Genomic DNA, 12,569 nt, shown 5'->3' with positions numbered 1-12,569 from the left:
GCCAGGGCGCTGCCCCGGGTGCCGAGGCGCAGGGGGGCGGTCATCGCGCACCTCCGGTCTGAGGCAGGGTGGGCGCAGGGTGGGCTGGGCGGCGTGCTCTCAGGGCTCCTGGTCGGGGGTGCGGGTGTAGACGAAGGTGGCGACGTCCAGCGCGACCGCCCGGCCCTGCTCGTCGCGGTGCACAGTGAGGATCTCGCCGTCCTGTCCACCAGCCCGTCCACGCCAGCGGTCGGGGCCCTCGGCGACGAAGTGGAGGTTCGGTGCGCCGACCGGGCCGGCGCGCAGGTCGCCGTTGGCGTCCGCGTACACCTCGATGGTGGTGCCCATCCACCACCAGCGGCCGGTCAGCTCGGCGAGTTCGGCGGGCGGCGGGGTGGTGGCCGGCAGCCAGGGGGCGACCGGCGCGGGTTCGGCGTCCAACACCACTGTGAGCAGCCGCCGTCCGAGCGCGCCGAGGTGAACGTTGCGCAGGGTGTACGCGTTGACCAGGCCGACCACGGCGGTACGGCTGGGCCGGTGCACGGCCAGCGAGGCGCCGTAGCCGGGCATCGATCCGCCGTGCCCGACGTACACCCGGTTGCCCTCCCGGAACAGTTCCAGGCCGAGGCCGTGCCCGTGGGTCCAGGCCTCGTGGTCGCTGATGACGACGGGGGAGCACATCTCGGTCAGTGTGTCGGCGGCCAGCACCGACGGGTCGGGGTCGGCCAGGAACGCGGCCCACCGGCCCAGGTCCTCGATCGTGGACCAGAGCTGCCCGGCGGGGGCCATCGCGCCGGTGTCGGTGCGCGGCTCCTCGCGCAGGGTGTCGTGCCAGGGGTGTACGACGTAGCCGCGGGCGTACGGCTCGGTCGCGTCGTAGGTGGTGCGAGCCATGCCCAGCGGAGTGAGGATCCGCTGGCCGAGCAGGTCGACCCAGGGTGTTCCGGTGAGCGCTTCGAGCACGCCGCCGAGCAGTCCGTACGCCAGGTTGGAGTAGTGGTACGTGGCGTGCGGCGGGTAGGCGATCTTGTGGGCGGTGACCCCGGCGAGCAGGGTGGGCAGGTCGACGCCCTCGGTCCGCTCCCACCAGTCGCCGTCGGGTTCGCGCTGAAGGCCGCTGGCATGCCCGAGGAGTTGGCGCACTGTTAGCGTGCCGAGGCCGGTGCCCGGTAGGTGCTTCTCCAGCGGGTCGTCGACGGTGAGCCGGCCGGCGTCGCGCAGCTGCATGATCAGGGTCGCGGTCATCGTCTTGCTGATCGAGCCAAGCCGGTACTGCAGGTCGACGTCCGGGCGGGGGTGCTCGCCGGCGGTGGCCAGGTGCGTCAGGGTGCCGTCGCGGACGACGCCTACCACCAGCGACGGGGCGTGCCCGTCACGCTGTGCCTGGGCGACCTGGTCGTCGATCTGTCGGGCGGTCTCGGGCAGCAGGGGCAACGGGGTCTCCTCGGGTCGGTCGGGCGCCCGGATCAGGGTCAGAGAGGGCCCCGCCGAGCCTACTGATCTTCGCGGGGAGGCCGCGCGTGCATTTGCGTGTCACGATCGTGGGGTGGACGCGGTGGTGTGGATCGTATTGGGTGTGTTGCTGGCGGTCGCCGAGATCTTCACGACGACGCTATTCCTGATCATGTTCGGGGTCGGTGCGTTCGCCGCCGCCGGGGCCGCCGCTCTGGGCGCGCCGGTGGCGGTGCAAGCGCTGGTCTTCGCTGTGGTGTCGGCGTTGAGCCTGGTGGTGGCCCGGCCGGTCATCCGGCGGCACCAGCGGTCCGCGCTGGACAACGGCGAGCAGCCGTTCGGCGTGGAGGCGATCGAGGGCTCCACGGCGCTGGTGCTGGAACGGGTGGACGCCGAGCACGGTCTCGTCAAGATCGACGGCGAGCTGTGGACCGCCCGGTCGTACGACACGACGCAGGTTCACGACCCCGGTCAACGGGTTCGGGTGATAAAGGTCCGGGGCGCGACCGCCCTGGTGTGGCAGGACGATGTTTCTTCCCCCGGCGAGCTGCCGGAAGCGAGAGGGTGAACGGGATGACAGTCATTGGGGTGCTGATCATCGCGGTGGCGTTGATCGCCGTGATAACGCTGGCGAAGGCGGTGCGGATCGTGCCGCAGCAGCGCCAGGACGTGGTGGAACGGCTCGGTAAGTACAAGCGCACCCTCAGCCCTGGCCTCAACCTGCTGGTGCCGTTCATCGACGCGGTTCGTACCAAGGTCGACATGCGGGAGCAAGTGGTCAGCTTCCCGCCGCAGCCGGTGATCACCTCGGACAACCTGGTGGTCTCGATCGACACGGTCCTCTACTTCAAGGTGGTCGACTCGGTTCGCGCGACCTACGAGATCTCCAGCTTCCTGCAGGCCATCGAGCAGCTCACCGTCACGACGCTGCGTAACGTGATCGGTTCGCTGGACCTGGAGCGGGCGCTGACCAGCCGCGACGAGATCAACCGGCACCTGTCCGGTGTGCTGGACGAGACCACCGGCCGCTGGGGCATCAAGGTGACCCGCGTGGAGATCAAGGCGATCGAGCCGCCGGCCAGCATCCGCGACTCGATGGAGAAGCAGATGCGCGCCGAGCGGGACCGTCGCGCGGCGATCCTGACCGCCGAGGGGCACAAGCAGTCGCAGATCCTCACCGCAGAGGGTGAGAAGCAGTCGGCGGTGCTGCGCGCCGACGGTGACCGGCAGGCCCGCATCCTGCAGGCCGAGGGTCAGGCGAAGGCGATCCGCACGGTCTTCGACGCGATCCACCAGGCGAACCCGAGCCAGAAGGTGCTCGCCTACCAGTACCTGCAGGCCCTCCCGCAGATCGCCCAGGGCAGCGCCAACAAGGTCTGGATCGTCCCGGCCGAGCTGACCAAGGCCCTGGAGGGGATGGGTGGCGCCCTCGGTGGGTTGAGCCAGATGGTGGGGGATCTTCCCGCGCCAGAGGCCGCGGACCACGCGAGCCAGGTGGAGCGCGAGGCCGCGGAGGCCGCGCAGGCCGCAGCCGCGGCGGCCCAGCAGATCCACGACGAGGTACGCGTCGCCGAGGCGCAGGCCACCGGCGGTAACAAGCCGCAGGGGCTGCCGGCACCGGAGCCGGTGTCTCCGCTGAGTCTGGTCGAGGACCCGGCCGATCAGCGCGAGCGCGGCTGATCCGGGTACACAGGCCGGCAATCCGGCGTTAATACGAGAAATGCTCATGGGGCGCTCCGATGCCTGCCACGATCGGTCTTAGGACGGGTGGTGACCAGGCAATCGGGGCGCCCCGGCGCGTCTCGCACCGCTCGTGGACGAGCGAGGTGACGCATGAAGGATCCGGCGAAGCGGATGTGGTCCTCGGCCCCGGTGCGCGGCGCGCACGACCCGATCGCACCGCTGGGCTCCCGCCGCACCGGTGGCGGTTTCGGCGTACTGCCCTTCGTTGGCGAGCCGACCCCTGGCGCTCCGGCCACGAACGCCAGTTGGGCCTGGTCGGTGCGAAAGTTCGCGCGGGCCGCCGTGTGGCTGCTGCCCGCGTACGCCATCCTCTACGGCGCGGTGGCGATGGCCAGCGACGGCGGGGTGGGCAACGACCCCTATCCGGCCGACGGTCGGGCGGTGTACCTGATCGGTTGGGTGGCCGCGGTGTGGCTCGGCCTGCTCGCGCTGCTGGCCCTCGCCGGGCTGCTCGCCGCGACCCGCAGCCGCCGGGTGGCCGCCGCCGGGCTGCTGGTCAGCATCGCCGGCACGGTGCTGATGCTGCCCTTCGCCGGGCTCGCCGAGCAGACGCCGGTCTTCGGCACCACCGCACGGTCGCTGGTCCTGCTCGGGGCGACCTTCTACAGCGTGGGCTGGTTCCTCACCGGGTGGGCGGTGGCCCGCTCGGGCACGTTCAGCCTCGGCGACGGCGTCATGTTGATCATCGCTGCGCCGCTTCTCGGCCTCGGTGGCGCCCTGATCGGTTCGCTCCAGACGTTCGGCGCGATCTTCGTGCTGATCGCCGGCATCGGCATCGGCTACCGCTCCGGCCGCCTGATGCCCCGTGAAACCGCACGAGACGCCGCCAGCGCCAGCCTGAGCACCCCAGCCCCTTGACCCCTCTTTCCCGGTTGATCATGAAGTTATTGCCCTCCACAGCGGCGTGTCGCGGCAATAACTTCATGATCACCGAGACGGGACGGTGGGGGTTGGCTGGTGGGGGGCCGTGAAGTTGCTGACAATCCTGCTGCGGGGCTGGCCGGTTGGCGGTTTTTGTGGCAATCCTGGGGAGCATGGCCGCCTCCCGCTCGCCGCTGTCGCGGCTGTTCACCGTGCTGTTCGCCGGCGTGCTGGCCGGGCTTGTCCTGGCAGTCGCCGCGCTCCCGGGCAACCTGCTGCTCGGGCTCAGCGCCCGCGCCGCCCTCGGGTCGTACGCCGCGTTGCCGGCCTCACTGAAGACCCCGGCCACCCCGCAGCGCTCGTACCTCTACGCCAACGACGGCAAGACGCTGATCACCACGTTCTACGACGTGAACCGTACCGACGTCCCCCTGTCGGAGATCGCCCCGGTGATGCGGCAGGCGATCGTGGCGGCCGAGGACCGGCGCTTCTACGACCACGGTGGCGCTGACCTGCGCGGCCTCGCCCGGGCGCTGGTGGCCAACGTCAAGGGCGGCGGCACCGAGCAGGGTGGCTCGACGCTGACCATGCAGTACGTCCGCAACGTGCTCAAGACCGACCCCACCCGCACCGCCGAGGAGCGCGCCGCCGCCACCGACCCCACAGTGGGCCGCAAGATCCAGGAGATCAAGTACGCGAGTGCGCTGGACAAGAGCCTCGGCAAGGACGAGATCCTCGACCGGTACCTGAACATCGCCTACTTCGGCTCCGGCGCGTACGGGATCGCGGCGGCCAGCCAGCGCTACTTCGGCAAACCGCCGGCACAGCTGACCCTCGCCGAGTCGGCCCTGCTCGCCGGCCTGGTCCAGTCCCCGGACGCGTACAGCCCGATCGACGGGGACAAGAACGAGGCGCTGGCCCGCCGGTCGTACGTGCTGGACTCGATGGTCGCCACCAACGCGATCACCGCGGCGCAGGCCGCCCAGGCCAAGGCGGAGCCGCTGACCCTGCACCCGACCGCCCAGCCCAACGGCTGCACCGCTGTCTCCCAGGGCCACGACGACTGGGGATTCTTCTGCGACTACCTGCGTCAGTGGTGGCGGAGCCAGCCGGCGTTCGGTGCCACCGTCGCAGAGCGCGAACAGGCCCTGCGCTCGGGCGGCTACACAGTGGTCACCACGCTGGACCCGAAGATCCAGGCCACCGCGCAGCAGCAGGCCACCAAGGTCTACGGGTACGACAACAAGCGCGCCCTGCCGATCGCGGCGGTCCAGCCGGGCACCGGGCAGGTGCTGGCGATGGCGGTCAACCGGCACTACAGCCTGGCCGACAACCCGGCCGGGCAGGCGAACCACCCGAACACCGTCAACCCGTTGATCTCCGGCGGGGCCAGCGTCGACGGGTACCAGGCAGGTTCGACGTTCAAGATGTTCACCATGCTCGCCGCGTTGGAGTCGGGCCGTACCCTTTCCACCGGCTTCGACGCGCCTGCCAAGCTGCCCACCCGGTATGCCGCCGAGGGTCCGGGCAGTTGTGACGGCCGCTGGTGCCCGGCGAACGCCAACCCGGACTGGATGGACGGGTACCGGATGATGTGGGACGGCTTCGGCCGCTCGGTGAACACCTACTTCGTCTGGTTGGCCGAGCAGGTCGGCCAGGACAAGGTGGTCGAGATGGCGCAGCGGCTGGGCATCACCTTCCGCGCCGACTCGGACGCGGCCTTCGCTAAGAACAACGCCGCGAACTGGGGTTCGTTCACCCTCGGCGTGGCCGCCACCACCCCGCTGGACCTGGCCAACGCGTACGCCACGGTGGCTGCCGAGGGCACCTACTGCACGCCGGTGCCGGTGGTCTCGGTGACCGACGCGAGCGGTGCGAAGGTGCCGGTCGGTCAGCCGTCCTGCAAGCGGGTCCTCGACCCCGACGTGGCCCGTGCCGCGACCGATGCCGCTCGCTGCCCGGTGGGTCAGCAGTCCGCGTTCGGGCAGTGCAACGGTGGCACCGCGACCGGTGTGAACGGCATCCTCGACGGCCGGCCGGTGGCGGGTAAGACGGGCAGCTCGGAGCAGAACTCCACCGAGACGTTCGTCGGTTTCACCCCGCAGGTCGCGGTGGCCGGCATCGCCGCCAACCCGGACGACCCGGCCGACTCGGTGGGTTCCGCGGTGCAGACCAAGGTGATCGACGCGGTCGCCCGGGTCATCGCCACCGCCGTCAAGGGCCAGCCGGAGAAGGCGTTCGCAGCGCCCAGCAAGGAGCTCGCTGGCGATCCCCGCCGCCCGGTCGAGCGCCCGGCTGTCCCGCAGACCCCGCAGAACCAGAACGAGGACCGCCTGTCGCCGCTGGAACGCTGGCTGAACCGCCGAGGCTGACCCCACCCGGGGGTCAGCGGTCGCGGCGGCGGCGGGGGCGGTAGCTGGCCAGGGTGGCCGGTAGGCCGCGGCGGACGATTCCGGCCCAGTCGGTGTCGCCCCGCAGCACCGCCGCCGCGGTCTTGCGGGCCTGCTCGGCGGTGAAGTGCGGCGGGAGCATCAACTCGGCCGGGTCGACCAGGGCGTTGATCACCACCGGCCGGTCGGCGGACAGCGCCCGGTCCCACACGCCGGGCAGCTGCTCCGGTGAGTCGACCAGCTCGCCGCGCAGCCCGAGCACCTCCGCCCACTGGTGGTAGGCGATGTCCGGCAGCTGTTGGCTGTCCGGGAACATCGGCGTCCCCTCGGTGGAGCGCTGTTCCCAGCTGACGAACGCCAGGTCCCGGTTGTTGAGCACCAGCACCACGAACCGGGGATCGGCCCAGCTACGCCAGTACTTGGCCACGGTGATCAGCTCGTTGACACCGTTCATCTGCATGGCACCGTCGCCGATCAGCGCGACCAGCGGCCGGTCCGGGTGGGCGAACTTGGCGCTCAGCGCGTACGGCATGGCGCCGCCCATGGACAGCAGCGTGCCGGACAGGCTGGCCAGCATCCCGGGGCGGACCTGGATGTGCCGGGCGTACCAGGCGGTGGTGGTGCCGCAGTCGACGGCGAGCAGCACGTCGTCGGGCAGTCGTTCGTTGAGGGTGTGGAAGAGCAACTGCGGGTTGACCGGGTCGGCGGCCTGCTCGGCCAGGTCGCGTTGCACCCGACGCCAGGCCGAGGTCGCCTCGGCGATCTCCGCCCGCCAGGCGGTCGGCGCGGGGCCGGGGCCCAGCTCGTTCAGCAGCGCCCGCACTGTGGGGCGGGCGTCGCCGGTCAGGTTCACCTCGGTCGGGTACCGCAGCCCGAGTTGGGTGCCGTCCAGGTCGATCTGCACCGCACGGGCCTGTCCGGGTGGCGGGTAGAACTCCGAGTACGGCATGTTGCTGCCCACGATCAGCAGCCGGTCGCACCCGGTCATGAGCTGCCAGCTCGGTCGGGTGCCGAGCAGCCCGATCGCGCCGGTCACCCACGGCTCGCGGTGGTCGACGGCGGTGAAGCCGAGCAGGGCGGTGGCCACGCCGGCGCCGAGCCGGTCGGCGATCTCGCGGACCTCGTCACGCGCGCCGAGCGCGCCCTGCCCGACCAGCATCGCGACCCGCTGCCCGCCGCGCAGCACCTCGGCGGCTCGGCGTACGTCCGCCTCCGGCGGCACTGTCGGCGTGCTGCTCGGCGCGTTGCTGGTCTGGTAGTAGCCGTGCGCGTGCGGCGGGTCCACTACTGCCGGCTCGTCCTGGATGTCCAGGGGGAGGACGAGGGCGGTGACGGTACGTCGGGCCAGCGCCGTGCGGCACGCGCGGTCGACCAGGTGCCGGACCTGCGCGGGGTGGTCGAGCTGGGCCAGGAAGGCCGCCGCCACGTCCTTGTAGAGGGCGAGCAGGTCGACCTCCTGGTAGTAGCCGCCACCTTCGGCGGTGGTCGCGGTGTGCCCGACCAGGGCGACCACCGGCTGGTGGTCGAGCTTCGCGTCGTACAGGCCGTTGAGCAGGTGGATGGCACCGGGTCCGCTGGTGACCAGGGCGCAGCCCAGCGGCCCGCCGCCGTACTTGACGTGCGCGGACGCGGCGAAGCCGGCGGTCTCCTCGTGGCGTACCTGGATGAACTGGGCGCGCTCGTTGGTGCGTTGCAGCGCGGAGGTCATGCCGTTGATGCCGTCGCCGGGGTAGCCGAAGTAGCGGTGCACACCCCAGCTGAACAGCCGCGACACGATGTGGTCGGCGACGGTCGGGTGCCGGGGCAGAGCGCCTGCTTGGTGTGGTGCCGTGTGGTCCGTGCTCACCTGGCTGGTCCTTCCCGTCGGATCCCTGCTGTCCCGGTCATTCCCCTTCTTCTCAGGACAAAACACCCCGCCTGGCAGGCGTCGGAGTGGGAGGCTCGCCGTCCGGCAGAATCGTCGGGTGCCCGTCCACCAGATCACCGACCCTGACGACGACCGGATCGCCGACTACCGAGCGCTCACCGACGTTGAGCTGCGCACCCGCTGGGAACCGCCGCACGGACTGTTCATCGCCGAGGGGGAGCTGGTGCTGCGCCGGGCGCTGCGCGCCGGCTACCCGGCCCGGTCGTACCTCGTCGACGCCAAGCGGATCGACCAGCTCGCCGACCTGGACACCGGTGAGGCGCCGGTCTACGCCGCGACGCCTGACGTGTTGCAACAGGCCACCGGTTTCCACGTACACCGTGGGGTGTTGGCGTCGTTCCACCGCCGGTCGCTGCCGACGGCGGCCGAGGTGCTCGCCGCCGCGCGCCGGATCGTGATCCTGGAGGACGTCAACAACCACACCAACCTCGGGGCGATCTTCCGGGGTGCCGCCGCGCTCGGCATCGACGCGGTGCTGCTGTCGCCGACCTGCGCCGACCCGCTGTACCGGCGCAGTGTTCGGGTCAGCATGGGGGAGGTGTTCGCGGTGCCGTACGCCAAGCTCGATCGCTGGCCGGCGGGCCTGGACCAGGTACGGGACGCGGGCTTCACAGTGCTCGCCATGACGCCCGCGCCGGATGCCGTACCCATGCAGCGGTTGACCCCGGCGCAGCGCGAGCGGGCGGCGTTGCTGCTCGGTGCGGAGGGCCCCGGCCTCACGGCGGCGGCCCAGTCGGCCAGCGACGTGCGGGTGGTCCTCCCGATGCGACGTGGGGTCGACTCGTTGAACGTGGCCGCCGCGGCGGCGGTGGCGTTCTGGGAGCTGGGCCGCGACGACCCGCCGAGCGACAGCGAGTAACCGCTTCGACTTGCATGGCCATACGTTCTATTGCATAATTTTCCCCGTGTCCAAGGTTCTCACCTCCCTGCCCACCGGCGAACGTGTCGGCATCGCCTTCTCCGGCGGCCTCGACACCTCTGTAGCTGTCGCGTGGATGCGCGACAAGGGCGCGATTCCCTGCGCCTACACCGCCGACATCGGCCAGTACGACGAGCCCGACATCGCCTCGGTGCCCGGTCGCGCGCTCAGCTACGGCGCCGAGTTGGGCCGCCTGGTCGACTGCCGCGCCGCCCTGGTCGAGGAGGGCCTCGCCGCGCTGACCTGCGGCGCGTTCCACATCCGTTCCGGCGGGCGGGCGTACTTCAACACGACCCCGCTGGGCCGTGCCGTCACCGGGACGCTGCTGGTGCGGGCGATGATCTCCGACGACGTCCAGATCTGGGGCGACGGCTCGACGTTCAAGGGCAACGACATCGAGCGGTTCTACCGGTACGGCCTGCTGGCCAACCCGATGCTGCGGATCTACAAGCCGTGGCTCGACACCGCCTTCGTCACCGAGCTGGGTGGGCGTAAGGAGATGTCGGAGTGGCTGCAGGAGCGCGGCCTGCCCTACCGGGACAGCACCGAGAAGGCCTACTCCACCGACGCCAACATCTGGGGCGCCACGCACGAGGCGAAGACCCTGGAGCACCTCGACACCGGCATCGAGACGGTCAACCCGATCATGGGAGTCCGCTTCTGGGACCCGTCGGTGGAGATCCCGACCGAGGACGTCACCGTCGGCTTCGACCAGGGCCGCCCGGTGACGATCAACGGCAAGGAGTTCGGCAGCGCCGTCGACCTGGTGCTGGAGGCCAACGCCATCGGCGGCCGGCACGGCCTGGGCATGTCCGACCAGATCGAGAACCGGATCATCGAGGCCAAGAGCCGGGGCATCTACGAGGCGCCCGGCATGGCGCTGCTGCACTACGCGTACGAGCGGCTGGTCAACGCCATCCACAACGAGGACACCCTGGCCAACTACCACAACGAGGGTCGCCGTCTCGGCCGGCTCATGTACGAGGGCCGCTGGCTGGACCCGCAGGCGCTGATGCTGCGCGAGTCGCTGCAGCGCTGGGTCGGCACCGCCGTCACCGGCGAGGTGACGATGCGGCTGCGCCGGGGTGAGGACTACTCGATCCTCGACACCACCGGTCCCGCGTTCAGTTACCACCCCGACAAGCTGTCCATGGAGCGCACCGAGGACTCGGCGTTCGGCCCGTCGGACCGGATCGGCCAGCTCACCATGCGCAACCTGGACATCGCCGACTCGCGGGCGAAGCTGGAGCAGTACGCCTCCCTGGGCATGGTCGGCGGCGCGGCCCCGCAGCGGGTGATCGGCGCCGCGCAGGCGGCCTCGACCGGGCTGATCGGCGCGATGCCGGAGGGCGGAGCGGAAGCCATCGCCTCCCGGGGTGTCGCCTCCGCCGAGGACGAGGCGCTCGACCGCGCCGCCATGGAGTTCGGCGTCGACTGAGCCCGTCCTACCACGCCGTCGAGCCGGGGCAGGCCCACGCCGCCGCCCCGGCGCGCGTCGCCGGCCGCTGTTCGAGATCCGGCGTCACGGACGGTAGCGTGGCGGCCGTGTTCCCTACCGTCCGTGAGGTCCTCGCCCTGGACCCCGTCCGCCACGGCGCGCCGCGCGTGGTGGCCGGAGACGCGGGGCTGGACCGGCCGGTCCGGTGGATACACATCGCCGAGGTGCCGGACATCGCCACCCTGCTGGGCGGCGGCGAGCTGGTGCTCACCACGGGCATCGGTCTTCCCGGCGACGACGCGGGCCTGCGCGCGTTCATCGGCGACCTCGCCGACGTCGGCGTCTCCGGACTCGTCGTCGAGCTGGGCCGCCGCTACCTCACCGGGGTGCCCCGGGTGATGGTCGCCGCCGCCGAGCGGCGCGGGCTTCCCCTGGTGGAGCTGCGTCGGGCCACCCCGTTCGTGCGGATCACCGAGGCGGTGCACGCGCTGATCGTCGACGCGCAGCTCACCGAGCTGCGCGCCACCGAGGAGATCCACCAGCGCTTCAACGACCTGTCTGTCGAGGGCGCCGACACCGCCGAGGTCATCCGGCAGGCCGCCGAACTGTCCGGGTGCCCGGTGGTCCTGGAGAACCTCTCCCGGCAGGTGCTCGGGTACGACCCGGCGGGCGAGAGCGCCGAACTGCTGCTCGACGGCTGGGAGCAGCACTCCCGGCGGATCCCGCTGACCGGGCGCACCGCGTACGACACGGACAGCGGCTGGCTGGTCACCGCCGTCGGCGCGCGAGGTCAGGACTGGGGGCGGCTGCTGCTGCGCTGGCCGGCCAGCGGCGACGTTCCCAGCGCCCAGTCCGGCGAGCCGACCGCCGGCCCGCCCACCCGGCTCACCATCCTCCTCGAACGGGCCGCGTCCACCCTCGCGTTGGGTCGGCTGATCCGGCGTGACGCCGAAGGGCTGGAGCGGCAGATCCACCGCACCCTGCTCACCGCGCTGCTCGACCACTCCCGGCCGGTGGACGAGGTCGCGCTGCGGGCCAAGGCACTCGGTGTGGTGCTCGACCGTCGGCACCTGGTCGGCGTGATGGTCCGACACCGGGCCGAGGACCTGGTTGGGGAGAACGGCCCGGAGGCGGGTCAGGCCCGGCTGCGGGACCTCTCCGAGGCGGTCGGTCAGGCGCTGCGGGAGGCGAAGCTGACCGCGCTGACCAGCGCTGTCGACGACAACTCGGTGGGCGTGCTGCTGGCTCTGACCGACCCGGCCGCCGAGGACCGCGCGCTGTCCGCGTTCGCCACCACACTCCGTCGGGTACGCCTCGACTCCGGCACGGCCCGGGCGACATCCGGTGCCGACCCGGCCCGGGGTGTCGGGGCGGGCGCGGTGATCGTGGCCGCCGGTTCCGGGGTGGCGAGCCTGCGGGAGGCCCGACGTTCGTTGGTCGAGGCACGGCAGATCGCCGAGGCCGCCCGCCGGGACCGGCGGGACCTGCCGATCTTCCGTCTCCCGCACGTCGGCCTGGCCGGGCTGCTGCACCTGCTGCGCGACGAGCCCCGCCTGCAGACCTTCGTGGAACGTGAACTCGGCGCACTGTTGGAGTACGACGCCCGACACCCCCGGGAGCAGTTGCTCGACACCCTGCGCGCGTACCTCGAACAGGGCCGCAACAAGACCGCGGGCGCCGCCGCCGCCCACCTGTCCCGGCCCGCGTTCTACGAACGCCTGGCCCGCATCGCCCGCATCCTCGACGTCGACCTGGATTCGGTAGAGGCCAGCCTGTCCCTACACGTGGCCCTGCTGGCCCTGGAAGCAGTCCGAACCCCCTGACCCCTCCCACCCCGGCGTTGATCATGAAGTTATTGCC

The 12,569-nt window shown here is 71.5% G+C and carries 9 protein-coding genes; 7 read left to right on the top strand and 2 right to left on the bottom strand.

The features are described 5' to 3' along the window. Positions 1-99 precede the first annotated feature (99 nt). Complete coding sequence (locus ACWCO3_RS22395) at positions 100-1,413, bottom strand: serine hydrolase domain-containing protein (RefSeq protein ID WP_145779924.1); 1,314 nt, start codon at positions 1,411-1,413, stop codon at positions 100-102. 112 nt (positions 1,414-1,525) lie between these two features. Between ACWCO3_RS22395 and ACWCO3_RS22390 the strand changes: the two genes are divergently transcribed. From ACWCO3_RS22390 to ACWCO3_RS22375, 4 genes are all read left to right on the top strand, one after another. After that, positions 1,526-1,999: an NfeD family protein gene (locus ACWCO3_RS22390; protein WP_145779925.1), complete on the top strand. Its 474-nt coding sequence runs from the start codon at positions 1,526-1,528 to the stop codon at positions 1,997-1,999. A 5-nt stretch (positions 2,000-2,004) separates the two neighbouring features. Further along, a complete protein-coding gene (locus tag ACWCO3_RS22385; RefSeq protein WP_145779926.1) occupies positions 2,005-3,111 on the top strand; it encodes an SPFH domain-containing protein in 1,107 nt (368 codons plus the stop codon). A gap of 153 nt (positions 3,112-3,264) precedes the next feature. Continuing rightward, the gene (locus tag ACWCO3_RS22380; RefSeq protein WP_145779927.1) at positions 3,265-4,032 is read left to right on the top strand and encodes a hypothetical protein; all 768 of its coding nucleotides are present in this window, start codon (positions 3,265-3,267) and stop codon (positions 4,030-4,032) included. A gap of 176 nt (positions 4,033-4,208) precedes the next feature. Beyond that, positions 4,209-6,407: a transglycosylase domain-containing protein gene (locus ACWCO3_RS22375; RefSeq protein WP_244311615.1), complete on the top strand. Its 2,199-nt coding sequence runs from the start codon at positions 4,209-4,211 to the stop codon at positions 6,405-6,407. A gap of 13 nt (positions 6,408-6,420) precedes the next feature. On the opposite strand, the gene ACWCO3_RS22370 is transcribed toward ACWCO3_RS22375, so the two are convergent. Next, a complete protein-coding gene (locus ACWCO3_RS22370) occupies positions 6,421-8,271 on the bottom strand; it encodes a thiamine pyrophosphate-requiring protein (RefSeq protein ID WP_358076666.1) in 1,851 nt (616 codons plus the stop codon). A gap of 118 nt (positions 8,272-8,389) precedes the next feature. Here ACWCO3_RS22370 and ACWCO3_RS22365 point away from each other — a divergent pair, with 118 nt between their 5' ends. The 3 genes from ACWCO3_RS22365 to ACWCO3_RS22355 all read left to right on the top strand — a co-directional run bounded on the left by ACWCO3_RS22365 (position 8,390) and on the right by ACWCO3_RS22355 (position 12,532). Next, a complete protein-coding gene (locus ACWCO3_RS22365; RefSeq protein ID WP_358053963.1) occupies positions 8,390-9,211 on the top strand; it encodes a TrmH family RNA methyltransferase in 822 nt (273 codons plus the stop codon). Positions 9,212-9,257: 46 nt separating this feature from the next. Continuing rightward, on the top strand, positions 9,258-10,709 hold the full coding sequence (gene argG / locus ACWCO3_RS22360) for an argininosuccinate synthase (protein WP_145779931.1): 1,452 nt from the start codon (positions 9,258-9,260) through the stop codon (positions 10,707-10,709). Between the two features lie 107 nt (positions 10,710-10,816). Continuing rightward, on the top strand, positions 10,817-12,532 hold the full coding sequence (locus ACWCO3_RS22355) for a PucR family transcriptional regulator (protein ID WP_450011817.1): 1,716 nt from the start codon (positions 10,817-10,819) through the stop codon (positions 12,530-12,532). Positions 12,533-12,569: the final 37 nt, after the last annotated feature.

The organism is Micromonospora sp. NPDC002411, assembly GCF_053592955.1.
This window is presented reverse-complemented; position numbering and strand designations above follow the sequence as displayed.